The 24901-nt window shown below is 42.8% G+C and carries 25 protein-coding genes, 1 tRNA gene and 1 pseudogene; 8 read left to right on the top strand and 19 right to left on the bottom strand.

Going from position 1 to position 24901, the window contains the following annotated elements; translation table 11 throughout:
• The 5 genes from HDC33_RS04095 to HDC33_RS04075 all read right to left on the bottom strand — a co-directional run bounded on the left by HDC33_RS04095 (position 1) and on the right by HDC33_RS04075 (position 6830).
• Positions 1–1575 carry a peptide chain release factor 3 gene (locus tag HDC33_RS04095; protein WP_179391226.1) on the bottom strand — a complete coding sequence of 525 codons (1575 nt, stop codon included), beginning with the start codon at positions 1573–1575 and terminating at the stop codon, positions 1–3.
• 293 nt (positions 1576–1868) lie between these two features.
• Positions 1869–3359 (bottom strand): UDP-N-acetylmuramoyl-L-alanyl-D-glutamate--2,6-diaminopimelate ligase, encoded by a 1491-nt coding sequence (locus HDC33_RS04090; protein WP_179391225.1) that lies wholly within the window; start codon positions 3357–3359, stop codon positions 1869–1871.
• A gap of 13 nt (positions 3360–3372) precedes the next feature.
• Positions 3373–4425, bottom strand: coding sequence for a M42 family metallopeptidase (locus tag HDC33_RS04085; RefSeq protein ID WP_179391224.1), 1053 nt, complete (start codon positions 4423–4425; stop codon positions 3373–3375).
• Positions 4426–4624: 199 nt separating this feature from the next.
• Positions 4625–6013, bottom strand: a complete 1389-nt coding sequence (locus HDC33_RS04080; RefSeq protein WP_179391223.1) for an aldehyde dehydrogenase — start codon at positions 6011–6013, stop codon at positions 4625–4627.
• 61 nt (positions 6014–6074) lie between these two features.
• Positions 6075–6830, bottom strand: coding sequence for a Gfo/Idh/MocA family protein (locus HDC33_RS04075; RefSeq protein WP_370457403.1), 756 nt, complete (start codon positions 6828–6830; stop codon positions 6075–6077).
• Positions 6831–7079: 249 nt separating this feature from the next.
• Between HDC33_RS04075 and HDC33_RS04070 the strand changes: the two genes are divergently transcribed.
• Positions 7080–7223: a hypothetical protein gene (locus HDC33_RS04070; RefSeq protein ID WP_179391222.1), complete on the top strand. Its 144-nt coding sequence runs from the start codon at positions 7080–7082 to the stop codon at positions 7221–7223.
• 186 nt (positions 7224–7409) lie between these two features.
• On the opposite strand, the gene HDC33_RS04065 is transcribed toward HDC33_RS04070, so the two are convergent.
• Positions 7410–8264 carry a DNA-3-methyladenine glycosylase family protein gene (locus HDC33_RS04065; protein ID WP_370457402.1) on the bottom strand — a complete coding sequence of 285 codons (855 nt, stop codon included), beginning with the start codon at positions 8262–8264 and terminating at the stop codon, positions 7410–7412.
• 127 nt (positions 8265–8391) lie between these two features.
• Between HDC33_RS04065 and HDC33_RS04060 the strand changes: the two genes are divergently transcribed.
• Positions 8392–8464: transfer RNA gene (locus tag HDC33_RS04060), tRNA-Val, on the top strand.
• Positions 8465–8570: 106 nt separating this feature from the next.
• Here the strand turns inward: HDC33_RS04060 and HDC33_RS04055 are convergent.
• The 6 genes from HDC33_RS04055 to HDC33_RS04030 form a co-directional block, all read right to left on the bottom strand.
• A complete protein-coding gene (locus HDC33_RS04055) occupies positions 8571–8837 on the bottom strand; it encodes a tyrosine-type recombinase/integrase (protein ID WP_179391221.1) in 267 nt (88 codons plus the stop codon).
• 393 nt (positions 8838–9230) lie between these two features.
• Positions 9231–10163, bottom strand: a complete 933-nt coding sequence (locus tag HDC33_RS04050) for an iron-hydroxamate ABC transporter substrate-binding protein (protein ID WP_179391220.1) — start codon at positions 10161–10163, stop codon at positions 9231–9233.
• A gap of 45 nt (positions 10164–10208) precedes the next feature.
• Positions 10209–11216: a FecCD family ABC transporter permease gene (locus HDC33_RS04045; RefSeq protein ID WP_179391219.1), complete on the bottom strand. Its 1008-nt coding sequence runs from the start codon at positions 11214–11216 to the stop codon at positions 10209–10211.
• Positions 11213–12223 carry a FecCD family ABC transporter permease gene (locus HDC33_RS04040; RefSeq protein ID WP_179391218.1) on the bottom strand — a complete coding sequence of 337 codons (1011 nt, stop codon included), beginning with the start codon at positions 12221–12223 and terminating at the stop codon, positions 11213–11215. The genes HDC33_RS04045 and HDC33_RS04040 overlap by 4 nt, the downstream gene beginning before the upstream one ends.
• A 3-nt stretch (positions 12224–12226) precedes the next feature.
• On the bottom strand, positions 12227–13156 hold the full coding sequence (locus HDC33_RS04035; RefSeq protein WP_179391217.1) for an iron-hydroxamate ABC transporter substrate-binding protein: 930 nt from the start codon (positions 13154–13156) through the stop codon (positions 12227–12229).
• Between the two features lie 6 nt (positions 13157–13162).
• Complete coding sequence (locus HDC33_RS04030) at positions 13163–13954, bottom strand: ABC transporter ATP-binding protein (protein WP_179391216.1); 792 nt, start codon at positions 13952–13954, stop codon at positions 13163–13165.
• A gap of 147 nt (positions 13955–14101) precedes the next feature.
• Here HDC33_RS04030 and HDC33_RS04025 point away from each other — a divergent pair, with 147 nt between their 5' ends.
• On the top strand, positions 14102–15166 hold the full coding sequence (locus HDC33_RS04025; protein WP_179391215.1) for an NAD(P)/FAD-dependent oxidoreductase: 1065 nt from the start codon (positions 14102–14104) through the stop codon (positions 15164–15166).
• Positions 15167–15265: 99 nt separating this feature from the next.
• Here HDC33_RS04025 and HDC33_RS16885 read toward each other — a convergent pair.
• A pseudogene (locus tag HDC33_RS16885) lies at positions 15266–15748 on the bottom strand (transposase); the annotation flags it as partial.
• Between the two features lie 159 nt (positions 15749–15907).
• The gene (locus HDC33_RS04010; RefSeq protein ID WP_179391213.1) at positions 15908–16045 is read right to left on the bottom strand and encodes a hypothetical protein; all 138 of its coding nucleotides are present in this window, start codon (positions 16043–16045) and stop codon (positions 15908–15910) included.
• 334 nt (positions 16046–16379) lie between these two features.
• Between HDC33_RS04010 and HDC33_RS04005 the strand changes: the two genes are divergently transcribed.
• Both HDC33_RS04005 and HDC33_RS04000 read left to right on the top strand, forming a co-directional pair.
• Positions 16380–17237 carry a manganese catalase family protein gene (locus tag HDC33_RS04005; RefSeq protein ID WP_179391212.1) on the top strand — a complete coding sequence of 286 codons (858 nt, stop codon included), beginning with the start codon at positions 16380–16382 and terminating at the stop codon, positions 17235–17237.
• Between the two features lie 260 nt (positions 17238–17497).
• Positions 17498–17968: a GNAT family N-acetyltransferase gene (locus HDC33_RS04000; protein WP_179391211.1), complete on the top strand. Its 471-nt coding sequence runs from the start codon at positions 17498–17500 to the stop codon at positions 17966–17968.
• A 168-nt stretch (positions 17969–18136) separates the two neighbouring features.
• Here the strand turns inward: HDC33_RS04000 and HDC33_RS03995 are convergent, their stop codons facing one another.
• The 5 genes from HDC33_RS03995 to HDC33_RS03975 all read right to left on the bottom strand — a co-directional run bounded on the left by HDC33_RS03995 (position 18137) and on the right by HDC33_RS03975 (position 22996).
• The gene (locus tag HDC33_RS03995; protein WP_179391210.1) at positions 18137–18388 is read right to left on the bottom strand and encodes a phage holin; all 252 of its coding nucleotides are present in this window, start codon (positions 18386–18388) and stop codon (positions 18137–18139) included.
• A gap of 178 nt (positions 18389–18566) precedes the next feature.
• Positions 18567–20546 carry a TRAP transporter permease gene (locus tag HDC33_RS03990; protein ID WP_255457364.1) on the bottom strand — a complete coding sequence of 660 codons (1980 nt, stop codon included), beginning with the start codon at positions 20544–20546 and terminating at the stop codon, positions 18567–18569.
• Positions 20547–20601: 55 nt separating this feature from the next.
• Complete coding sequence (locus HDC33_RS03985; protein ID WP_255457300.1) at positions 20602–21120, bottom strand: DUF1850 domain-containing protein; 519 nt, start codon at positions 21118–21120, stop codon at positions 20602–20604.
• A gap of 79 nt (positions 21121–21199) precedes the next feature.
• Entirely contained in the window at positions 21200–22213 is a 1014-nt protein-coding gene (locus HDC33_RS03980; RefSeq protein WP_179391208.1) for a TAXI family TRAP transporter solute-binding subunit, read from the bottom strand.
• A gap of 198 nt (positions 22214–22411) precedes the next feature.
• Positions 22412–22996 carry a phosphatidylglycerophosphatase A family protein gene (locus HDC33_RS03975; RefSeq protein WP_179391207.1) on the bottom strand — a complete coding sequence of 195 codons (585 nt, stop codon included), beginning with the start codon at positions 22994–22996 and terminating at the stop codon, positions 22412–22414.
• Positions 22997–23107: 111 nt separating this feature from the next.
• Here HDC33_RS03975 and HDC33_RS03970 point away from each other — a divergent pair, with 111 nt between their 5' ends.
• The 3 genes from HDC33_RS03970 (at position 23108) to HDC33_RS03960 (ending at position 24873) form a co-directional block, all read left to right on the top strand.
• Complete coding sequence (locus HDC33_RS03970; RefSeq protein WP_179391206.1) at positions 23108–23830, top strand: esterase family protein; 723 nt, start codon at positions 23108–23110, stop codon at positions 23828–23830.
• Positions 23831–23919: 89 nt separating this feature from the next.
• On the top strand, positions 23920–24435 hold the full coding sequence (locus HDC33_RS03965; protein WP_179391205.1) for a YjcG family protein: 516 nt from the start codon (positions 23920–23922) through the stop codon (positions 24433–24435).
• A 3-nt stretch (positions 24436–24438) separates the two neighbouring features.
• Positions 24439–24873, top strand: coding sequence for a GNAT family N-acetyltransferase (locus tag HDC33_RS03960; RefSeq protein WP_179391204.1), 435 nt, complete (start codon positions 24439–24441; stop codon positions 24871–24873).
• Positions 24874–24901: the final 28 nt, after the last annotated feature.

Genomic DNA, 24901 nt, shown 5'->3' with positions numbered 1-24901 from the left:
TTATAAAAGACTATACAAACGAATATCAGGATACTTGTCTTGGAACCATCGCATCGCGAAGTCATTTTCAAATAGGAATACAAGTTTATCGTGGCGATCTTTTACGAGCATCGCTCGCTGTCCCGCCATCGATTCTTTGACGTCGCTTTCATTTTCAATCCAGCGTGCAACTTTTGAACCAGCGTGTTCCATACGCACCTCTACGTTGTATTCATTCTTCATCCGATGCTCGAACACTTCGAATTGAAGCTGGCCAACCGCACCAAGAAGCACATCCTCAGTGTGGAGAGTCCGGTAATATTGAATGGCCCCTTCTTGAACCAACTGCAAAATACCTTTATGGAAATGCTTCGACTTCATTACGTTTTTCGCGGTTACCCGAACGAAAAGTTCCGGTGTAAACTGAGGCAGCGCATCGAATTGGAAATTCGATTTACCACCGATTACCGTATCCCCGATCTGATAGTTCCCAGTGTCATGCAGACCGATGATATCACCAGCAACTGCCTCATCCACTATTTCTCGGTCATCCGCCAGAAACTGGGTTGTCTGTGTCAATTTGAACGTTCTAGAAATACGCGGTACCGTAACCGTCATCCCGCGTTCAAAACTTCCCGATACGATCCGTACGAAAGCAATACGATCGCGGTGCATCGGATTCATATTCGCCTGGATTTTGAAAATGAACCCGGAAAACTCTTCAGAAAACGGATCAATTTCCGTTTTATCTTTAGTTATTCGAGGTTGCGGAGGCGGAGAAAACTGTAAAAACGTTTCCAAAAATGTCTGGACGCCGAAATTTGTCAATGCACTGCCGAAAAATACAGGCGTCAATTCGCCGATTGCAATCTTCGCTTCATCGAAATCGTTGCCTGCTTCATTTAATAGAAGAACGTCATCAAGTGCCTGCTTATAATACGATGTTTCCATCATCGGGTGTGTTTCCGCAAGTCCGCCGTCTTCGTTTAACGCAAGGAAACGTTTGTCATCTTCGACACGAACCTGTTCAATGCGGTTATTAAACCGATCATAAATACCAAGGAACTCCTTACCCATCCCGATTGGCCAGTTCATTGCGTAGGACTGGATGCCCAGCACTTCTTCCAATTCCTCCATCAGTTCAAGTGGTTCTTTCCCTTGACGGTCCATTTTATTGATAAATGTGAAAATCGGAATCCCGCGCATGCGGCAAACTTTGAATAATTTGATCGTCTGTGGCTCGATACCTTTTGCGGAGTCTACCATCATCACCGCCGCGTCAACCGCCATCAGTGTACGGTATGTGTCTTCACTGAAGTCTTCGTGTCCGGGTGTATCAAGGATATTGACACGCTTGCCATCATAATCGAATTGCATGACAGATGATGTAACCGAAATTCCGCGCTGCTTCTCGATTTCCATCCAGTCCGAAGTAGCGAATTTCCCTGTCTTCTTCCCTTTTACTGTTCCGGCATCACGGATTGCGCCGCCGAAATAAAGTAGTTTTTCTGTAATTGTCGTTTTACCGGCATCCGGGTGTGAAATGATTGCAAACGTACGGCGCGATGCAATTTCTTCCTGTATAGGTTTGTCCATTATATATTGTCTCCTTCTGTTCTGCTTTTCTTAGCATAGACACAATAGAGGATGATTTCAACATTTTTTTCTCGGAACATGCGAAGCGAAGACGATACTGTACGACGGAATCCGAAAACTATACGATAGCCGGCGCTTACTGTACGACGGAATCCGAAAACTATACGACAGACGCAGTACTGTACGACGGATTCAAGAAACTCTACGACAGACGCATGACGATAAGCCTCTCCATCTTATTTTTATCAAGTAACTAAAAGGGCTATCCCGGAATCAGGACAGCCCTTCTCTATTTATTTTTCAACTACGCCAGAACCGAATTTCTTTTCGGCTTCTTCCAGTGCAATGTCTGCATCCGAGTGCGGATATTTTACAGATCCGATAATTTGGTAATCTTCATGGCCTTTACCGGCAAATATGATGATGTCATCGCGGTTTGCGACCGATATTGCATGACGGACCGCATCTTGGCGGTCGCCGATGCATGCATATTGATCATGCTTCATGCCAGCTTCCAATTCCGCCAGTATCGACTCATACGGCTCGTCCCGAGGGTCATCCGTCGTTAAGACGACGTAATCGGCGACGGATGCTTTCTCGGCCATAATCGGACGTTTTATCCGATCACGGTTTCCGCCGGTACCGATGACGAAAATCAGACGAGTCCCTTCCTTTTTATAGGGAAGGACTGCATCAATCGCTTTTTCGATTGCATCCGGTGAATGGGCATAATCAACATAGATTGTAATCGGCAATTCAGTCGGCACTTGTTCCATTCTGCCTTTGACGGATGAAATTTTACCGAGATGGTTGATGATATCCTCTATTGCCATCCCTTTCGCATATAAAGCAGCGATGACAGCGAGCGCATTATAGACGCTGAATTCGCCGATTAAATTCATGGCGACACGGAAATCCCCACCGGGAGCGGTAAGCGTGAACGTCGTCCCGTTCGCCCGTAGCTCAATAGCAGATCCACGAAAGACCGCTTCATTTCGGATACCGTATGTCAGAACTGGATAAGAAGTCATTTCCAGCAGCTTGTTGCTCCATTCATCGTCTGCATTGACAACGGCAAATTTACGCTTTTCCAAGTCTTGTCCAAGCTGTGAAAACAACAGTCCTTTCGCCTGGCCATAATTGTCCATCGTCCCATGGTAATCGAGATGATCATGCGTTAAGTTTGTGAAGATGGCGATATCGAATTCCGTTCCGGCAAGGCGACCTTCAACGAGACCATGTGATGAAACTTCCATCGTCATCGTTGCGCACCCTTCTTCCGCCGCACGGGCGATCATCCCTTGTGTCGTCAATACATCCGCCGTCGTATTCTCGGTTTCGTAAAGAGTTCCATCCAAATCAAAACCGATCGTTCCCGTTACAGCGGACCTTTCCCCTGCCTCCTGGAGTACCGCTTGCAGGATACCGCTGACGCTTGTCTTTCCGTTCGTACCCGTCACACCGACCATCGTCATCCGCTTGGACGGATAATTATAAAACCGCGGTGCCAATAAACTGATTGCCCTCGACGTATTTTCAACCATCACGACCGCGACCTTACCCAGGTCAACATCAACCGGCTTTGAAGCGACGATTACCCTCGCCCCGTTATCCACAGCTTTCTCTACGAATTTATGGCCATCCACCGTGAATCCTTCGATGCAGACGAATACCCCTCCTGCGTTCACCGCGCGCGAATCAACCGCGATATCCGTCACAGTCGGCGGAAGTGTTCCTGTCACCTGTTTAACAGGCAAAATTGAAAATAACTTTTCTGTATCCATCATTATCCCCCTCTTATTCCATCATGGCAGAAACAACGTATGCGCGAAGCAACTGGGCAGACGCTTTCAGTGAATCTGTATGTGTCCGTTCCAATGCATGTGACGATTCAATCCCGGGACCGAATAATGCATGCTTCACGTCAAATCCTGCACGGATTGCGGCAGACGCGTCCGACCCATAAAACGGATAAATATCAAGTTTAAACGGAATGTTTCCTTCTTTACAAAGGCCCGTCAACTGTTGTGTCAGCGCATAATGATAGGGACCGCTCGAATCTTTCGCACAAATCGAAACCGTATATTCGTCCGAAGTTTGTCCGTCCCCTATCGCTCCCATATCGACCGCGATGTATTCAACTGTCTCCTCTGGAATATTGGAATTACCGCCATAACCGATTTCTTCATTGTTCGAAATATAGAAATGTGTCGTATGCGGGAGTTCAACTTTTCCATCCTTTAATGAACGGATCAGTCCAAGCAATAACGCTGTACTCGCTTTATCATCTAGATGACGCGACTTGATGAAACCGTTGTCCGTCACTTCAAAACGCGGATCGAATGACACGAAATCGCCCACTTCGATACCCAGTGCCCGTGTTCCTTTCGCATCAGTCACTTTTTCGTCAATGCGCACCTCAATGTTAGCTGCACTGCGCTCTGCTGTCCCGGCATTTTTATAAACATGGACCGATGTTTGGTGCATCAAAATTGTTCCGCGTACCTCTTTCCCAGATGCCGTATGGATTAGGCAGTATTCCCCTTCAACCGCATTCCATCTGAAACCGCCGATCATATCCAACTTCAGACGACCATCGCTTTTAATTTCTTTCACCATTGCTCCGAGCGTATCGGTATGTGCAGTGAGTAATCGGTGGCGCGCTGTATCTGTGCCTTCAATTGTTGCGATGATTGCACCTTTGTTGGTCTTTTTGTATGGGACAGCGATGTCGTCAAGTTCCTCCGCAATCAGTTTCATCACTTTTTCGGTATAACCGGATGGACTAGGCGTCTCCACAAGCTTTTTCAGCAAACCAATTGTCTGTTTCTCATCAAATGCAGTAGTCAATTTCAGTTCTCCTTTCTTCCGCGCAAATCTTGCTGTCTATTCGCAGTCGGAATCATATAACATCAGTATAAAGTAGATGTACCGGAGTGCCTAACAGATGATTCGTCGACGGTGCATTCCCGTAATACGTTCATTATACTTTTTTTCATATCCTTCGTCACCGTTCTTCCCATGATTAAAAGAAAACCGCCATCCTTTATTATCGGATGAGCGGTTTTACTATTTTCAATTTATTGCCGTAGGGCGGAAATGCAATCGACATCGGGATGGACGTACTTTTTTTCATCATGGACTTAGCATGGGTGAATGTTTCAAAACTCGCTTTTCCGTGATACGAACTCATCCCAGAAGAACCTACTCCGCCAAACGGTAAATTCACGTTGCCGACGTGGGCGATTGTATCATTTATGCATCCCCCGCCGAACGGCAGGTTTTCAATGAAGTAATCTGCAGCCTGGCCGTTTTCAGTGAACATATATGCCGCTAGCGGTTTTGGCAATTGACGGATTCTATGAAGCGCCTCCCCAAGATTGTCATAAGTCAAAATCGGTAAAACCGGCCCGAAAATCTCATCTTCCATTGAAGCACTATTCCACGAAACGTTATCAAGTAGTGTCGGTTCAATGAAAAGTTCTGAACGGTCGGAATCACCACCGCTAATTACATGCTCCCGGTCTTTGTTGATAATTTCAACAAGGCGATCGAACTGTTTTCCACTGACTATCCTGCCATAATCCGGACTTTTGGAACTATCCCTTCCGTAGAATTTACGGATTGTGATTAGCATTTCTTTGATAAGCCGCTCTTTAACAGCATGATGTACAAGTACGTAATCGGGTGCGACGCATGTCTGTCCTGTATTGACAAACTTGCCCCAGACAATCCGTTCAGCCGCTTTTTGTAAATCCGCCGTCTGGTCGACAAGGGCAGGACTTTTACCACCGAGTTCAAGCGTAAGCGGAGTCAAACGTTCAGCGGCCGCCTTCATAACGACTTTCCCGACTGCCACACTTCCCGTAAAGAATATATAGTCGAACGATGCGTGGATAAGGGCGGATGTTTCATCGCGCTCCCCTTCAACAACTCGGATATAATCCGGTGTATATGTTTCCGTCAATATCTTTTTAATGAGTTGTGCTGTATAGGCAGATGTCTCGGATGGTTTGACAATTGCGCAATTACCCCCAGCAATCGCTCCAATCAACGGTTCCATGACAAGCTGGAACGGATAATTAAATGGACCGATGATCAACACGGACCCATATGGCTCTCGGACAATGAAGCTTTTTGCCGGTTGCAGATGAATAGGCGTTTTCACCGATTCATCCGCCATCCAACCTTCAAGATGTTTTATCATATAGGAAATACTTGAAAGCACGAAACCGATTTCCGTCACATAGGATTCAAAGGAGCTTTTACGGAGATCTTGATGCAGTGCTTCCGTAATCGCCTCTTCATTCGCAACAATCGCATTTTTTAATTTCAAAAGCATTTCTTTACGGAATGCAGCGCTTCTCGTCTCCCCCGAAAAGTAAAATGAACGCTGTAAAGCAATCATCGATTCTACGTCTTGTGGTGTAAAGTTCATGATATCCCCTCCACTTCCTTATTGCTTTCATCTTAAAGAGAATAATGGAAGGATGCAAAAATTATGTTAACAAAATATCGATCATCTTTTGTATTGCAAGTCCCTCGTCGAATGAAACAAGCAACGCTTCTTCATCTTTGATTGCCGCAATACATTCTTCTGCAAGGGTTTTTACAGATTTGAAAGAAGTCAATATCTCAAAAGGACTGTCTTTTTGTGCCATGCTAAGTTCCGACCAATTGCGCAGTTTTAGAACGCCTTCATCTCCATATACTGTATAGGACAGTTCTTCTTGCTGACCAATCTCGGAAATACCATTCAAGAAGACCGGAATGTCATCAACTGTTTTTCCGATTGCAAGGACACTCGTTTCCGCAAGCGTTTCATCTTCAGGATAAACGGTTTGGTGGGAAGTGATCGATAGTTGACCAAACATCCTGTACATAAGCTGAAGGTAATGCGGGAATACTTCTCGTGTAAAGCCGCCTTGTTCTCGAAAAGCGATCCACGGGTTTTGTTGCCATAGACGTGGCCAATGCGGAAAATAAGTTTGTAGCTCAATTCGCTTGATTTGCCCGATTTGTCCCATCTTTACAAGTTCCATCATATGTCTGACGGAAGGACTATATAATAAAGGAAAATGCATAGCCGTTAGAACATCGCTGTCCATAGCGACTGAAGCCATGACTGAGCCGTCCTTCGCGTCATGCGCAAGGGGTTTTTCACAAAGGACATTCAATCCTTTTGTAATCGCTTTCACACTTAGTGCGGCATGCGATACAGGCGGGGTTCCAATGTAAATCCAGTCTGGTTTCAACTCAAGTACTTCTTCATAAGAGGATGCCGCATATAGGCCGTAATTGATTGATGATCCGTTCGCCGACGATTCCAGTACCGATAATGGCAAATGTAGTTTTCCCCATTGAAACAGCTCCTTTTTATTGAATTGTTTTATAAATAAAATTGATAGGCCTTATGATTCCTTTTTAGCCATTGATGTTTCGTATTGTAACATTAGCGGGAATAAGATGTTCAAATAACAAAGAATCAAAAGGAGGAAATGGACATGACAACAACTGATATTTGGTGGGAAACAATCTTTGAAGGTAATCTTTCATTAGGGATTAATAAAGACCGTCTATCTGAACTTGAAGAAGAAAATTTCCTTTATTTCGATGAGGAGCAACAGATGCTGGAGCAAACACACTGATATTGCTTTTAGCCAACCTGATAACGATACCAATTTCCAGCGGACCTTAAAACAGCTTTTCCACGAAGCACTATGGAAAAGCTGTTTTTGTTTTTGGGGTCAGCGATTTTTAGTGAACCTTGTTTGGTTTGTCCGAAGTGTCAGTTGGTGTTTTGGTAAAGTTGTTTACGCTCCGGCAAACGGCGTTCATTCGATGCTGTGCCACAGATAGAGTGCCGCATAACTTAGGTAAGGCGACCAATCCGGAAAACGGACAAGCATTTCATCTTTCGTCGGTTTTCGGTCCATTCCCCACAACTTTTTCAGTGCGTTTTGCAAACCGATATCCGCTATCGGGAATAAATTCGGACGTCCCAGGCCGAACATCAGAAAGTTTTGCGCAGTCCATGGACCAACTCCGCGATACGCAACAAGTTCCGTCACCACTTCTACATCTTCCAACGATTGGAATCGCTCAAGATCCAGCGCGCCCTCTGCAATCGCTTGCGAGAGAGAGATGACATATTCAGCCTTTCGTGTGCTGAACTGCAATTCACGAAGTGTTGGGACGTTTAGTGATGCTATGTGCTCCGGTGCAGGATAACGCCAAACACCTTCCGTTTCATCCCCGAACGTTTCCACAAAACGTTTTGTCAACGTATGCGCGAATGACAGATTGAGTTGCTGATGAATGACACTTTTCATCAGCGTGCCATATAATGAAAACTCTTTTATAAGAGGAGTCCCTACATATTTCAAAAACAACGGTTCAAGATCCGTTCCAGTAAAATGAGTTCCGATTTCGTCAAGCGGTTTATCGAAGTGGAAAATGGACTTAATTTCTTTAATTTGAAATTCATCAGTAGCATCTTCTATAATGAAAGACGGTTGCCTAGTCGTACCGATACTTTGAAGTGTGACAATATTCCCTTCCAACATCGGAAAACGTACCGTGCGCTTGGCCAGATCCACCGAATTCACTGGATCCCCCGCCAACCGCTCAATTGCACTATCGAAGTCATAAACGAACGGCAACGAAAGCTGAATATCGATTAGAAGCACCCCTATCTACATAGTTCTGCTGTCTATTATACTCTTTCCGAAAAACTTTCACAAAAAGTGTTGACTTCTATTTCAGACCCGCTATAATAGAACTTGTGCAGTAAGCAGATGCACCAATTACATTCCCGGTTCCGTAGCTCAGCTGGGAGAGCACTACCTCGACAAGGTAGGGGTCGCTGGTTCGAGCCCAGTCGGGACCATTGGGTGCCAAACCCGCAGGAAACCTTTAGGAACAGAGGTTTCTCCATAAAAAGACTTTCAGGCCTTGTGCTTGGAGGTCTTTTTTTCATTGGATTTTTTACCTACCTACTGTCCGCCATTTGTCCGCCGCTGTTGTTGCTGACCATTCGTATGATTTCGAATAGCATTGTGAAATATATCAGCAACGTCACTATGTGAATTAGGCAACAGATGGGCATAAAGCCCTAACACGATTTCAGGATTCGCATGTCCAAGTCGAGCTGATATTTTAACGATATCGACTCCTTCTGATAAAAGGATGGAAGCATATGTGTCCCGCATATCATGAAATCGGATTGCTACCACATTAGCCTCTTTTATAATGCGCTTCATGACTCGGATCACATTTCGCGGATCCTGCATAGTTCTCCTATTCGTACTAATTCAGGAATCGGGATTTGACGTTTCAAACTCTTAGTTTTCAGTGCGTAAGTGTATAGCCACTCTTAGGTATATGCGCTAAGAATCTATGCATTCAAAAATTAATTGAAAATTTGAACGCACTTAACATCGACAGTAGAAACAGTACCGGAAGTCACAAAATTATTCATTTCATTTTTTCTCCTTCTCCGGACTATGAAGTACTTCATAAAAAAAGCTGCCCAGTATAGGCAGCCGGTTCTAGTTTAGCTAAGCATCCGCTAGTTGAAGATTTTTTTATTTGGTAACCATAATGATTAATCTGATTCGCTCATCTCCTAGGAATGTGAACCTTCCATTTGAACTTTACATCTTGCCAAGGAATCCTTCCTTGTAGATATCAAACAAATATTCAATTGTTATAGGATCGCTGTAGGTAGAAGCTTTTGTATCGATTTCAATGATATTCTTGCTTTTCACAGCAGGGATTTCGCTCCAAGTTTTAGTCTCCGTATACGAGTTATCACCAGCCGTCCTGCTAAGAACAACAAAATCTCCCGCATATTCAGGAATAACTTCTTGCGAAAGTATATAGAATCCCGGTCCCAACGCATCCTGTTTGACTTTCTCCGGCATGTTCAACCCCATGGCTTGATAGAGGATTTCCGTACCTCTCGCCCAATTGTTGCCGAAAACATAGAAGCTTTTTGAATCAGTTTCGAATACGCTTACAGTAATGTTTTCGCCATATTTCGCTTTTATTTCCTTGCCGGTAGCTTCCGCGCGTTGCTTGAAATCATCGATCCACGCTTGCGTTTCTGTTACTTTGTTCAGCAGCTTTCCTATCTCGAGTTGCTGCGCCAAATAGTCAAGCTTGCCCCAAGTAAATGCTACGGTAGGTGCAATTTGGCCTAACTTGTCAAGATTTTTCATCTCTGTACCTGCTATGATCAAATCTGGTTCCAGCTCGATGATTTTTTCCAATTCATCTTCTGACACGACTTCTATTCCTTCCAATTTATCGGTGAATAAAGGATTCGCATTCGTCCACTGGTCAACCCCGACCAGTGTTCCGTCAAGTGCGAGCACATTCGGTGCATTTGTCAAGGCAACGATTCGCTTTGGATTTGAGGGAACCTCAACTGGACCGTTCTCGGATGGATAAGTGATTGTTTCCGATTCGTCATTTGTTGCAATTGAACGATCAGTATCTTGCACAGGCGCGCCGGAATTGTTGCCGCATGCGCTGACCACCATCAGCAGGACCAGGATTAGTGAAAACAATAACTTTTTCTTCATGCTCAGTTCTCCTCGACTTGTATTTTAAAAGATTGATGTCAATCTCTACTTTCTTGTTAATAAAAATATAAAATAAGGTGCTCCGATCAATGCCACCATGACACCTGCTGGAAGTCCATTTGGTTCGACGATGTTTCGCCCAATCGTATCCGCTATTAGTAATAGCCACCCACCGAGAAGCAAGCAAAGTGGGAGGAATAACTGATGCCGGGGTCCGATGAGTGTTCGTGCGATATGTGGTGCCATCAACCCAATGAATGAGATTCCACCAGTTACCGAAACGGATGATGCGGCAAGTGCGACAGCTGCCAACGTCAGAACGATGCGTTCTTTTTGGACCGACAGACCGACTCCAATAGCGACTGGTTCACCTAACCCAAGAATGTTCAATCGGTTCGCTTTCAATAAAGCAAACGGCACAAGCACAATCAGCCACGGCAATATCGCCAGGACAAATGGCCAGTCCGTGCCCCATATATCCCCAGCCAACCAACGAGCGATGAAATCAACTTTGACACGGTCTGCAGACGAAATCATCACAATCATGGCACCTGACAACGCCATGGACATGCCGACGCCCACCAATACAAGACGGACCGGTTGCATGCCCCCATTTCTGCTGTAGGAAAACACATAGATAATTGCAGCCGTCAGTAAAGCACCGAGGAAGGCGACAAATGGCAAGGCGTAAATGAATGTCCCCGCCTCTGTAGGAAAGTACAAAAAGAAAATTGCAACTGCCACGCCAGCACCTGAGTTAATCCCGATAATCCCTGGATCCGCCAATTCATTTCGTGTAATCCCTTGGAGCAAGGCACCTGACAAAGCAAGGGCCATGCCTGCCAGTAGCGTAATGACGATGCGAGGCAGACGGACGGAAAACAGCACGAACTCTTCCTTGAATTCCCCTTCCCCAAGTAGCGTCGGAAGAATACGGTCGTATGAAACGGATGAATAGCCAAGCCCTAGACCGATTACGGCAGTTGCCATTATTAATAGAACAAACACGATCAGCAGTATCCGTTGTTTACGAATAGTCGATTTTTCAATCATGAGAAGCTTTGCCCTCCTTTTCTCACAATGTACAGGAAGAAAGGCAAGCCCATTATGGCTACCACAGCGGCAACTGGCGTTTCATATGGGGCATTGATGGAACGGGCAACTGTATCAGCCAGCAACATGAATGTCGCCCCCAGAATAGCCGACATCGGGAGTACAAATCGATAATCGGTTCCGACAATCGCCCTCACGATATGGGGCACCATCAAACCGAAAAAGGCCAGGTTGCCGACAAGTGCTACTGATGCACCTGTCAAGATTATGACGAGTACAAACAAAATAGATTTGATCAATCGAACTCGTTGTCCGAGACCCACTGCCATTTCTTCACTTAGCGATAGAATGGTCAGTTGGCGTGCACACATCATAGAGATTATGACACCGATAAACACAATCGGTGCAATCAGCAATACTTGATTCCATGTCGTGCCGATCATGCCTCCCGCAGTCCACATGGAAACCTGCTGGGAGATTTTGAAATAGATGCCCACGCCTTCAGCGATGGCATACAGAAAAGCTGAGATGGTTGCTCCTGCCAGCACAATCCGAAGCGTCGTGAATCCTTCCGGATGAAATGAACTGAAACCAAACACGAGGATTGCACCTGCCGCAGCCCCAACAAAACAGGTCATCATCACGCCAAAATAATTTACCGATGGCCAAAATGCCACGGTAATCGCCAAGGCTGCATTTGCTCCGGCAGTCAATCCAAGCAAACCAGGATCGGCTAGTGGGTTTCTCGTCATGCCCTGAATAATGGCACCTGAAACGGCAAGAGCCGCACCTACTAGGGCAGCGGCTACTTCTCGTGGAAAACGTATTTCCCGTAACATTATGGCTTGGTCACTCGGTGCAGTTGAGAGTATGGCAGTCAAGACATCTCTAACACTCGTATCAGCTGCCCCGAATACTAAAGCCATGCCGAAGCTAACGATTAACAGAATCAAGCTCATCCCAATTTTGATTGAATAAGGAATTTGTTGAAGCCAGTAATTTAACATGATTTAGTTCCCCAAGAAGGATTCCTTGAAGAATTCCAACTGATAGTCAAGTGTCAATGGATCATTGAAATAAAACTCCATCGCATCCACTGTGTATAACTGGTTGTTTTTGACTGCAGGGATATTTTTGAACGTTTCAGTTTCTTCGAATGAATTGTCGGCATCTTTATGCTTGCTGAAAATGAGGTAATCCCCCGTAAATTCAGGTAATACTTCAGCCGATAATGCGTAGTAACCATCGGAAAGAGCCATTTCTTTCACTTTTTCCGGCATTTTCAGACCCATTTCCTGGTATAGAATTTCTGTGCCACGGCCCCAATTGTCGCCGAATACATATAATTGCTTATCAAAACTTTCGATTACCGTGACGGTCGCATCTTCGCCGATTTCCGCTTTGACGTCATCACCTAATTGTTGTGTGCGGGTTTTAAAGTCGTCTACCCAAGCCTGCGCTTCTTTTTCTTTATTCAGCAATTTACCGATTTCAACATGTTGAGTTAAATAATCAACTGCCCCGTATGTAAATGTAACGGTAGGGGCAATCTCTTTCAGTTTCTCAACATTTTTAATATTCGATAGACCCACAATTAAGTCCGGATCCAATTCAATGATTTTTTCTAGGTTTTCGTCAGTTACTTCTTCTACGCCTGCCAGCTTATCTGCGAAACGAGGATTCATTTTTGACCAAGAGTCAACTCCAACCAAAGAGACATCAAGCGCCATTACGTTACCAGCAAATGAAGATAGTACAAGTACTCGTTGTGGATCTGCTGGTACTTCTACTGGTCCGCTTTCGGATTCATATGTAATTGTTGTTGGTTCGGATTCCTTTTCTTCCTTATCCGCTGATGTACTTTCTTCTTTCGAACCTCCGCATGCTGCTAAAACAAACATCACAAGTATAGCTATGACTACTAAAGAATTCTTTTTCATTTACTTTCATTCTCCTCTGACTAAATTATAGGTAATGCAGATAGGTTTTCCTGTTCGTGGATCGACGCCCAGCTCTGCATCAATTTGAAACAGCTCGCGTAAGACAGGCTTCGTAATGATTTCTTCACAAGGTCCGGATTTTACGATTTGTCCGAACTTCATGCCAATGATGTAATCTGCGAAACGCGCTGCGTGGTTTAAATCGTGTAGTACCATGACAATCGTTCGTTTCTCTGTTGCGTTCAGCTGTTGCAGTAGTTCCAGGATTTCGAGTTGATGTGCCATGTCGAGATAGGTAGTCGGTTCGTCCAAGAATATCATGTCGGTTTCCTGTGCAAGTGCCATCGCAATCCATACACGTTGGCGTTGTCCACCCGAGAGTGAGTCCACAGGATGCGACTTGAAAAATCTAGTCCCTGTCACGTCAAGTGCCCAATCGATAATCTCCAAATCTTTTTTTCCCAAACGACCGAACCGGTTCTGATGTGGAAATCGACCGTAAGAAACGAGCTCCCCCACCGTCAGTGCCCCTGCACTCTCGGGCGTCTGTGGCAATACTGCCATTTTTTGTGCCAACTGTTTTGTCGGCTCTTTTACTATATTTTCACCATCGAGAACAATAGAGCCCTTTTGATGAGGAATAATACGAGTTAAAGCTTTCAACAAGGTTGATTTGCCACAACCATTAGATCCAATGATGACGGTAATTTTTTCATCTGGAATGGAAACAGACAAGTTTTCAACAATCGTTCGCTCACCGTACTGGATTTGCAAGTCTTTCGCGTGAAGCCTAACCATTTGCTGCCTCCCCTCTACTTTCATTCAAAACACTTGATAATGATTATCAATGTCATTTATAATCCAACTATAGTGCTGAAATCTAAACCTGTCAATAACCTTAGGATAAAAAACATAAAATGAATGTTGAGGAAGGATTGAAATGAAATGAAACAGATAGAAGAGTATGATGTAACGATTATTGGCGGAGGTCCTGCGGGGTTATACGCCGGTTTTTATAGCGGTTTACGTGGGTTAAAAACAAAAATCATTGAATTCCAACCTCATCTGGGTGGGAAGATTCATGTCTATCCTGAAAAGATGATATGGGATGTAGGCGGACACCCCCCTCTTCCTGGAGCGTTGCTAATTGATAAACTAGTCGAACAGGGACTGACCTTCCAGCCTACAGTCGTATTGAATACAAAAGTGAATGCTATTCATCAGCGAGAGGATAGATTATTCGAATTACTTTCCGATACGAATGAATACCATTTGTCCAAAACGATTATCGTCGCCATTGGCAGCGGTATCCTGACCCCTCAAAAACTGCAAATTGAAGGGGCTGACCGATTTGAGGTAAGTAATTTGAACTACACAATTAAATCCCTTATGCACTTTAAAGACAAAACCGTTGTGATTTCTGGCGGTGGAAATTCAGCTATTGACTGGGCTAACGAACTTGCCCCCATTGCGAAACAAGTAATTGTCGTTTACCGAAAAGGCGATTTCACTGGTCATGAAGCACAAGTTGCAAAACTATTTGAAAGCAATGCCATTTGTATGTTCCATAACTCCATTACAAAACTAATTGCTTCTAGAGACAATTCAAGGATTGAAACGGTTGAAGTAACACATGCCACAACCGGTGAAAAACAGTACATAGTGGTGGATGAAATTATCATTAACCATGGCTACGAACGTGATATTGCCTTACTTGAGAACAGTCCAGTACGAATTGAATTAGCGGACGGTTCTTTTATAGATGGCAGCGTAAACAGTGAAACATCTGTTCCAGGCATATTTGCTGCAGGCGATATCTTAAAGCATGAAGCAAAACTCAATCTGATTGCAGGTACATTTCAAGATGCTGCGAATGCCGTGAATAAAGCAAAACAGTACATTGAACCAGATGCCGATAGCGTAGCGATGGTTTCTTCTCATAATGACGTCTTCAAAATGCGTAACAAAAAACTAGTGAAAGCACTATTAAAAGAAAATGTTCACTCGTAAACTTTGACTATAAAAAAATGTAAACCACGAACTGACCTAGTAATTTAAAAAACTAGAAAAGACACCTTGGCTACTATCGCTACTCTGGCAATCTTTTCTTCTGATATCGCACAATACGGCAAGATACAAAGTATTGCGTAATCTACTTGAACCTCGTTTAGTAATACGATTGTTTGTGGTAGAAAACTATCCTGATGAGTGAACACTGGAATTTACTCCTGTAAAGGCAACCAGTTTTTTCGGATGACTAAACCGATCGATTCCACCAATCTCAGATATTATCGTTGCAGCGATTTTTTCTCCGATTCCTGGAATCGATTGGACAATCTTGTTATCATCCAATTTATTTGCAAAGGCCACTATACGAATTTCCAACTCTGAAAGGTGTACTTAGTACTGGAAAAGCATTTCTTTATACATTTGAAGATTGATTAAGTGACTGTGATACATCACTTTTTGAAATGGGTTTCGAAACGCGGAATCTATTAATTTTTTTGCCTTATCCAACGCCCATAGACTCAATCGTCTTGGACAAAATTCCATAACACACTCCGCTATTACATCTTCTGAAGTAGGATATTTCTATAACATCAATAAAGAAACCTCCGAATAAGTGTTACTTCTGCTTACACAGTTCGGGACTTGCCCCTTATAGACTATATCCATGCTGAGCGCAAAATAAAAAACACCATTCATTTTTGAACGGTGTTTTTTACATGAATACTGTTTTAATAAAGGGGATTATTGACTATTATCTTCTCGCTGCTCTGAAGGTTCTTCAGATGGATCCGGCTCATCTTCGTCAACACCGTTACAGCCGAATAAAAAGCCTGCTGATAAAATAACTGACATAAGCGCAAAAGCATGTTTTTGCTTCATCCTAATCCCTCCATTCTTCGTCTACTAGCGTTAATGTTTCCCATATCATAAAAAGTATTCATTAGACGCTGAAAACAAATTTCTTTTGCCCGTCGTGAAGAATGTAACATCGCCTTTCCATTAATGCTTTTCTCTAGTTATTCTGTAATATACGAAACCAAATCCATACTTTCATACGAACAACGTTGATAAACAGCCGTTAAGCTGAATCAATGTCCTTGGTTTTCCCAATAGACATCTAAGTTTACTACGGCACAATCTTTTTAAACGAATAATTTTCATCATCCTGCACACTCTAATCTTTATAACATAATTTAGAAAGGATTGAATTTATTTGTATTACTACAAAGAAGAATTAATTAATATAATTACCCCTGATAAACCAGATCCAGAAGCCGCAAGAGTGTTGCAAGAAATTCTAGGTGGCCATTATGGCGAAATGAGAACTATGATGCAGTACTTTTTTCAAAGTTCCAATTTCAGGGGAAAAGATACTCAATATCGAGATTTACTTCGCGGTGTTTTCCTAGAAGAAATCGCACATGTTGAACTCGTGCAAAATACAATTAACCAGTTATTAAATGATTCTGGAGAGTCTGCTGTTCCAGGAAATGCAGGTGTCGATCATGCTCCTCTTGATGATGCAATTAGGCACGCAAACCCGCATCATTATATTATTGGCGCGCAAGCTTCTTTGCCTGTAGACGCTTCTGGTAACCCTTGGAACGGCTCTTGGGTATATTCACATGGAAACCTCGTAGCTGATTTACTTGACAATTTGATACTGGAATCAACTGGTGTACTTCAAAAGACACGTATTTACGAAATGAGTTCAAATAAAACGTTTAGAGAAACGCTTGCTTTTCTCATCGTACGAGATAATGCGCACCAGAATGCTTTTGCCAAAGCGTTGGAGACTTTAGGTGTAAATTGGGGTAAACTTTTCCCGATACCAAATTACGACATAAACAAGTACCCAGAATGTAGAAAATATGTAGAATTAGGTTATCATAACGCCCAATTTAATTTCAGATTAGACCCGACTAGAATCGCGGAGATTTACCAAGGACAGTCTCCTAGTAGAAATGATGGTGAACTTAAAGTAACTCCTCCACCTGCTGGTTTTCCAGTTCCTCTAATGCCTGACATGCCGAATGAACATAGTCCAGGCACACAAGACTTGAGTAATTAAATTAATTCAGTCCCTATACAAGGGACTGAATTTTTTCTTTTCTTATAAACCTCAAAACGTGTTGGATTTGCATCATGCCATATAATGACCTGCTTCCACAATCCATCGCTCGGCTTGTCCACCTTCTTGAGTTCAACTTCTTTCACCCTGTACACTGCGTTTCCTGATAAATCATGCGGAACATAATGATATAGAATGTCAGAAAACCTTGTATATAAAGGTCTTTTTTTATATTATAAAGGAATTGGGGGTGCACCTTTTTGATTAAAAAAATCGACATTAAAGATCCTACGGTCGCAAAAGAGATAGTAAAGGTTCAAATCCCCTCATACCTTGTTGAGGCGAAGCTTATTAACTTTTTTGATATACCCCCATTAAACGATACCATCGAATCTTTACAGCAATGTGGAGAATCTTTTTATGGGTATTTTATAAATGATGGGTTATGCGGAGCGATATCTGTGAAGGTTGAAAACGAAGTGATTGATATACATCGGTTAATGGTTCATCCCGAACATTTTAGAAAAGGGATTGCCAAGAAGTTGGTGAGATTCATTGAAACCCTCGATGAAAACTGCACTGCAATGACTGTCTCGACGGGTTCTGAAAATACACCTGCTGTAAACTTTTATTTAAATAACGGCTTCATCATAACTGATATACAAACTGTAGCGGATGATTTATCGCTCACTTCATTTTATAAAATAGTAGGTAGACCGGGTATTTACTAAACAATCAGCCGCCAATTTAATCGGGCCATTACTTGTCTTTTTCATTCAAAATAAGAATTCAGCTAATTAAATATGGACTTATTGCATTCAATATTCCACTTGCATTCCGATGGTATTTTAGCACTGCTAATCATATATCTGACTATCTAAAATCCATACTACCCCTAATTACTTTAATCCATTTTTCTTTAAAGTCTCCTCTTGCATCTTCGCTTTTTTGCTTAACCGGTAGCTATTTTTATATACACCGTATAATGCGATGGCGAACGGAATTGAAGCCATTAGAAAGGTTTCAAGCGCCGTTATCGAGTTCTGGTCAAACCATTCGAATTTGACATTGAGCGTTCCCAAATATAAGAGTAAAGCTGACAACCATCCCCCGAATAATGCTACGAACTGTTTTAGTTTATCTGCATCCATTTTGATACCTCCTTTATCATATGATTCTCAGGCCTAGTAACACTTATGTTAGATATAGCCTGTATTACTATGTTATTCACTATGTCTTCGCACGTTTCCGCTCCTCGCCAGATTTTCCCCTTTAATTTAGTAGACAAAAAACCTTCACCACAAGTAGTGAAGGTTTTTTCTCATTCTTTTATGAAGTTACAGCGACTTTCTTGTCGTCCTTATTTTTCTCACGTGTAACCCACTGGATTACAACCATTGAACCGAACATAAACAGTCCGATAATGTCGGTGATGGTTTCTGGATAAATAAGAAGCAGTCCAGTGCCCAAAGCGAGTATCCGCTCAATCCAATTACATTTCCTATACCAGTAGCCAATCATCCCTGCGCCGATTGCAATCATACCAATAATCGCGGTTGCGACGACCCATACAATTTCCGGGATAGAAGCCCCCATCATAAGCATCGCTGGATTGAATACGAACATGTATGGAATGATAAATGCCGCAACTGCAAGTTTCGCCGAGACGACTCCTGTTTTAATGGGATCCCCGCCTGAGATACCAGCTGCCGCGAATGCTGCAAGGGCAACAGGCGGTGTAATATCTGCGATAATACCAAAATAGAAGACGAATAGATGGGCTGAAATAGCAACGACTAATGGAACTGCCGCGTTTGGAGTATCAAGCATAAGAAGCGTGATAATCGCAGGAGCAGCGATTGTTGAAGTGATAACATAGTTCGCTGTTGTCGGCGACCCCATACCCAAAACGATTGCAGCTAACATTGTAAAGAACAATGTTAGGAAAATGTTCCCTCCAGCAGCTGAAATCAATCCAGTGGCAAGGCTAAGACCTAGCCCTGTCTTGACAACAACACCAACGATGATCCCGGCACATGCTGTCGCCGCTGCAACACCAAGTGCTGTACGTGCCCCGTCAACGAGCGCTTCAATCATGTCTTTAAATCCGAGACGCGTTGATTTGTCGAACGAGCTAACAATAATTGTTAGAACGATTCCTAACAGCGCTGCTTTCATTGTCGGAATACCGATTAATAAGAAGACGATAATACCGATAATCGGCAATAACAGATAGATTTTTTTCAATGTTTTTTTACGATCAGGAATTTGGTCTTCAGTCATTCCTTTCAGACCAACGCGCTTCGCTTCAAAGTGCGTCATGATCCATACACCCGTAAAGTATAAAAGAGCTGGAATCGCTGCGGCTTTAGCAATTTGCCAGTACGTTACTCCTCCTATGAATTCAACCATAAGGAATGCGGCTGCCCCCATAATCGGTGGCATAATTTGCCCACCAGTCGACGCAGCAGCTTCAACACCACCGGCAAATTCTTTTTTATAGCCGAGTTTTTTCATCATCGGGATTGTATATGAACCTGACCCGACGACATTGGCAACTGAACTTCCCGAAATCGTTCCTTGCAGAGCACTCGAGAAAATAGCAACCTTAGCCGGCCCCCCGACCAAACGCCCCGCCAGTACAACTGCAAGATCGTTGAAGTATGCACCGACACCTGTCTTGACGAGGAACGCTCCGAATAATAGGAAAACGAAGATGAATGTTGCAGATACACTAATTGGTGTGCCTAAAATTCCATCTGTCGTGAAAAACATCAGCTGCACGATACTTTTCAAATCTTGCCCCCGGTGCGCTAAGAAACCCGGGAAATAGGGTCCGAAAAATGCATAGACCAAAAATGTCGTCGAGATAATTGTAATCGGCAGTCCGACCGCCCGTCTTGCCGCTTCCATCGTTAAAATGATAGCTAAAACTCCGACAATCATGTCAAGTGTCGAAACACGTCCCACCCGTAAAACAAGATCATCAATAAAGAGCGGCCAGTATAATCCGACCCCTATAGCGAGAAGCGATAAAATCACATCATAGAAAGGTACTTTATTTCGTTTAACGCCGGGTTTTTTCCTCGCGGGAAATAATATAAAGATAAGCGACAACGCGAATCCTAAGTGAATGGATCGTTGGATATAGGCGGTGAAAGGTGTTCCAATCGCCGTATATAATTGAAAGATTGAAAATGCCAGTAATACGAAGAACACGATTTTTTTGAAAATACCACTGACATTCCTAGTATTTGATTCCGGATCATACTTTTGTAAAATCTCCAGTTGTTCTTCATCCGATAGCATCTTAAAATCTTCTGTTTGCGGATTTAATTCTGGTTTGTCAATCCGCTTGGACTCTTTATCCATCTATAGTAACTCCTTTCAGCATCTGATAAAGGGATAGCTTCGCAACACGGAATGTGTAGGATTTCCCTCTTACCAACTGTTTTTTTAAATTTAGTTCTTCATCCCGATAAACAAACGCTAATTCTGCATCTACATCGCCAATCAGCATGACGAATGAATCGATAACTTTATCATCATATGTAAGCGTATACACGCCATCTTGCAATGAGAAGGTTTCTCCTTCTTCAGCGTACCCTGGTAAACCGATAGCCATATTTTCATATTGCATCGATAATAGCCGTATTTCTTGATCAGCTGTTACTTCATATGATTCAATGACTTCCGTCAAATGAATGGAATGAACGTACCTGATTTGAAATTTGTTTTCGCTATTTAAAGGCATGTAAAATGTTTTCGGATTTTCTACTCGATGTTCTGTGAAAGTAAAAGACGTGTTTACCGGAATGAAAAAGGCAAATACAACTAAAAAAATAAAAAAAAGAATTAGCGGAACCATTTTTTTCCGATTCATCCGCCTCTTCCTTTCTTAGTATTTAAAGAAATTGGGACGGCTGAAGCTTCACGCTTCACCGCCCCGCCTACATCATAGATTACTTTTTGATTACTTCGTCAAAATACTTCTGTGCGCCTGGGTGAACTGGAATTCCGATTCCATCAAGACCTTTTTCAGCTTTGATCAGTTTACCTTTTGCATGTTGAAGTTTTGACGCATTGTCATAGATTGCTTTTGTAATTTCATAACCTAAATCCTCAGGAACTTCATTTTGGATAACAAGCATCGCGCCAACAGATACCGCTGGTGTTTCAGTTGCTATTCCATATGTGCCTGCAGGAATGATTTCTTTCGCGTAGTACGGATACTTTGCGATCAATTCATCTGCTTTTGCATCCTCAACAGGAACAACAAATACTGATGCGACTGCGTTCAATCCTTCAACCGCTCCTGTAGGTGTACCGGCTGTGATGAATGCGGCGTCGATTTGACCGGCCTGTAGGCTTTCTTGTGATTCGCCGAAATCAAGACTTTGCGGCTTGATATCATCCATTGTCAGTCCATGGATTTCTAGGAGTTGTTCCGCATTGGCATACGTACCAGAACCTGGTGCACCAACGGAAACTTTCTTGCCTTTCAAATCTTCGTATGTTTTAATACCGTTCTTTTCTAGTGTGATCAATTGAACAGTTTCAGGATAAAGTGCGCCGATTGCCGAGACATTATCGATGACTTCTCCATCAAACATAAGCTCACCTTTTGAAGCATAATAAGCGATATCTGTCTGAACGAAAGCGATATCAGCTTCTCCGTCTTGAAGGGCTGTCATGTTTGCAGCCGATGCTTGTGAAACCTCGGCTGTTGTTTTTACGCCAGTCGCATCCGTGATATAGTCGGCAAACGATCCCCCCAGAGGATAATAAGTCCCTTGCGTCCCGCCTGTTAAAATACTTAGAAACTTGTAATCATCTTTACTTTTACCAGTGTCTGTCTCTTTCTCTGCACCGGTCTCTTTTTCCGTTTCATTTGATTCGCCTGAATTACATGCTGAAAGTACTAGTAATGCAATCATCATTATGAATACAAATAAACGTAATGGTTTTTTCTTCATCTAATTTCCTCCCCTATTGTGATATTTCTCCAAAACCTCAAATATATCTTACCACGATAATTCGACTTTGTGTCAACAATATAAAAATTAATCAGATTCTTGGAAGCGTTTACTGTATTTATTACTCCCTTTATTCTGAAATTAGACGTCAAAAAAACAGTCAAAAGACTAATTCCTTTGACTGCTCTTAATTACCTATTATATTTTTGCGCCCTTCACTTTCGTTTCTGGCATTGTTTCATCCGGGGTAATATCTTCGAATGTTTCACCCATTTCTTGGAGATCACGCGTTCTATGCGCAATTCTTGAAGATGCACATGCTGCAATACTGGCGACGAGATCATCAAGGAACGTATGAATCGCTTTTCCTTTTACTGTATCCAATTCTTTAATGATTCCGGTTTTATTTTTATCGAGATGGCCGAATGTCGTTACTGCGATGGAACCATATGTAAATACAGCACCGAGTGCAATTGTTTCATCCACACCGAACAACCCTTCGTCAGATTCCACAATTTCTTGTAATGGAGTGGAAAGTTTTCCTTGCTCTGCAAGCTCATCAAGCTCTATTCCTACAAGGATCGCATGCTGCAGTTCCCGTTTACGGAGGACACCTTCAATGGATTCGATACAGTGCTCCAATGTAAGACCTTTATTATAGGGAGATTGCATTTCATAAACGATCTCCGCAATAGCTTCAAGCGTTACCCCGCGTCGCAGCAGAGCCGCTTTTGTCGCTTCTGTCACCACTTGTGAAGGAATAACCTTTGTATCATCATGCATTTCCATCCAACCCCTTTTATATTTAATATATAAGTGTTATGCAACCATTATACCTAACCTGGCCGATATGATACAATTTCAATATACACGCAATTTGAGGAGGCTCCATTTATGAAGAACGGAACGATAGAGGATATAACAATCTATAGTAAGGAACTCGGTGAGGATATGCAGTTGCTTGTCCACTTGCCGCATAACTATTCCCCTCTTTATAAATACTCGGTCCTCATCGCGTCCGATGGAAAGGATTATTTCCAGTTCGGACGGATTGGTCGGGTCATTGACGAATTCATTGAAGAAGAAGAGATTGAAAACGTCATTACCGTCGGGGTCCCTTATAAGAGTGTCAAGGAACGCAGGCGTCTGTATCATCCGGAAGGCGACCGACGCGAAGCGTATACTCGTTTTCTCGCCCATGAACTTGTTCCATATATTGATGCCAATTACCCCACTTATCAGATCGGTTCAGGCAGGGCGCTTATCGGGGATTCGTTGGCAGCTACAATTTCCCTTTTAACCGCATTGAAATATCCTAATATATTCGGTAAAGTGATTCTTCATTCCCCTTATGTTGATGATTTTGTACTTGAAAAGGTGGAGGCAGCAAAAGATCCTTCCTGTTTCTCCATATATCATGTAATCGGAGAAGGCGAAACCGAAGTGAATACACAAGTTGACGGCGTTCAAGATTTCCTTACGCCTAATCGGGCGCTGCATGAATTAATAGATAAAAAAGGGTTTCTCTCCTTTTATGAAGAATTCAATGGCAATCACACATGGAAATACTGGCAACCTGATGTCCGACGTGCCGTCCAAATGGCATTCGGCCATTAATTCAGACAAAACGGACATAATGGCCGGTATTCTGCTATAATCAATAATATAAAGCTTTTACAAATTATTCTTACTAGGAGGTCTTCATTATGAAATACGGCATTGTTGCATTCCCATCAAAAAAACTTCAAGACTTAGCGAATGGTTATCGGAAAAGATATGACCCTCATTATGCACTGATTACGCCACATTTAACGGTAAAAAGTGTATTCGAAGCGAACGATCAAGAAATCGAAGAAGTTGCAAAAGCTATCAGACAAGTAACGAAAAAACACGGTCCATTTGAATTGAATGTATCGAAAGTGGGGACATTCGCACCCATCACGAATACGATTTATTTCAAGGCTGTTCTAAACGATGAATTGGCTGCTTTGCACAAAGACCTGAATTCTAATTTCATGGGTAAAGAACCTGAATTTACATTCGTTCCCCATGTGACGATTGCACAAAAATTGACTTCCGGTGAACACGACGATATCATCGGTCAACTAAAAATGATCGGTGTCAATCATACTGAAATGATAGACCGCCTGCACCTTACGTATCAGCTTGAAGACGGTTCATGGACGGTATATGAAACCTTCCGTCTTGACGAGGATAACTGAATTTTGTTCGAAGTAAGAATCGCGACTACTGACCTTGAACTAGAAGATGCATTTTCCGTCAGAAGAAAAGTGTTCGTGGAAGAACAGGGTGTACCGCTCAATCTTGAGTTGGATCATTTAGATAAAACTGCAACGCATTTTGTCGTTTATTCTTCTGAAACTCCGATCGGTGCAGGTCGAATCAGGGAAACCAATGATGGAATCGGAAAAGTCGAACGGGTCTGCGTGTTGGGGGAATACAGGGGTAAGCACCTGGGAAATCTCGTTATGCATGCACTTGAAGAGCATGCATCAGCATCAGGCATGAAAAAAATCATTTTGAATGCACAATCTTATGCGGTTCCGTTCTATGAAAAATTAGGATATGTCATTACATCGCCGGAATTTATGGATGCAGACATTCCGCATCGTGCGATGGAAAAAAAAATGAACGACTAAAAAAGGTTCGCATTGCTTTTTACTAGCA

Origin of the sequence: Sporosarcina sp. JAI121 (assembly GCF_013408665.1) — a bacterium.
Taxonomy (GTDB): domain Bacteria; phylum Bacillota; class Bacilli; order Bacillales_A; family Planococcaceae; genus Sporosarcina.
This window is presented reverse-complemented; position numbering and strand designations above follow the sequence as displayed.

Bases quoted from the DNA above. Each gene is read 5' to 3' on its own strand.
- HDC33_RS04095 (WP_179391226.1), bottom strand. From the start codon at position 1,575: ATGGACAAACCTATACAGGAAGAAATTGCATCGCGCCGTACGTTTGCA.
- HDC33_RS04090 (WP_179391225.1), bottom strand. From the start codon at position 3,359: ATGGATACAGAAAAGTTATTTTCAATTTTGCCTGTTAAACAGGTGACA.
- HDC33_RS04080 (WP_179391223.1), bottom strand. From the start codon at position 6,013: ATGAACTTTACACCACAAGACGTAGAATCGATGATTGCTTTACAGCGT.
- HDC33_RS04070 (WP_179391222.1), top strand. From the start codon at position 7,080: ATGACAACAACTGATATTTGGTGGGAAACAATCTTTGAAGGTAATCTT.
- HDC33_RS04055 (WP_179391221.1), bottom strand. From the start codon at position 8,837: ATGAAGCGCATTATAAAAGAGGCTAATGTGGTAGCAATCCGATTTCAT.
- HDC33_RS04050 (WP_179391220.1), bottom strand. From the start codon at position 10,163: ATGAAGAAAAAGTTATTGTTTTCACTAATCCTGGTCCTGCTGATGGTG.
- HDC33_RS04045 (WP_179391219.1), bottom strand. From the start codon at position 11,216: ATGATTGAAAAATCGACTATTCGTAAACAACGGATACTGCTGATCGTG.
- HDC33_RS04040 (WP_179391218.1), bottom strand. From the start codon at position 12,223: ATGTTAAATTACTGGCTTCAACAAATTCCTTATTCAATCAAAATTGGG.
- HDC33_RS04035 (WP_179391217.1), bottom strand. From the start codon at position 13,156: ATGAAAAAGAATTCTTTAGTAGTCATAGCTATACTTGTGATGTTTGTT.
- HDC33_RS04030 (WP_179391216.1), bottom strand. From the start codon at position 13,954: ATGGTTAGGCTTCACGCGAAAGACTTGCAAATCCAGTACGGTGAGCGA.
- HDC33_RS04025 (WP_179391215.1), top strand. From the start codon at position 14,102: ATGAAACAGATAGAAGAGTATGATGTAACGATTATTGGCGGAGGTCCT.
- HDC33_RS04010 (WP_179391213.1), bottom strand. From the start codon at position 16,045: ATGAAGCAAAAACATGCTTTTGCGCTTATGTCAGTTATTTTATCAGCA.
- HDC33_RS03995 (WP_179391210.1), bottom strand. From the start codon at position 18,388: ATGGATGCAGATAAACTAAAACAGTTCGTAGCATTATTCGGGGGATGG.
- HDC33_RS03990 (WP_255457364.1), bottom strand. From the start codon at position 20,546: ATGCTATCGGATGAAGAACAACTGGAGATTTTACAAAAGTATGATCCG.
- HDC33_RS03985 (WP_255457300.1), bottom strand. From the start codon at position 21,120: ATGAATCGGAAAAAAATGGTTCCGCTAATTCTTTTTTTTATTTTTTTA.
- HDC33_RS03980 (WP_179391208.1), bottom strand. From the start codon at position 22,213: ATGAAGAAAAAACCATTACGTTTATTTGTATTCATAATGATGATTGCA.
- HDC33_RS03975 (WP_179391207.1), bottom strand. From the start codon at position 22,996: ATGCATGATGATACAAAGGTTATTCCTTCACAAGTGGTGACAGAAGCG.
- HDC33_RS03970 (WP_179391206.1), top strand. From the start codon at position 23,108: ATGAAGAACGGAACGATAGAGGATATAACAATCTATAGTAAGGAACTC.
- HDC33_RS03965 (WP_179391205.1), top strand. From the start codon at position 23,920: ATGAAATACGGCATTGTTGCATTCCCATCAAAAAAACTTCAAGACTTA.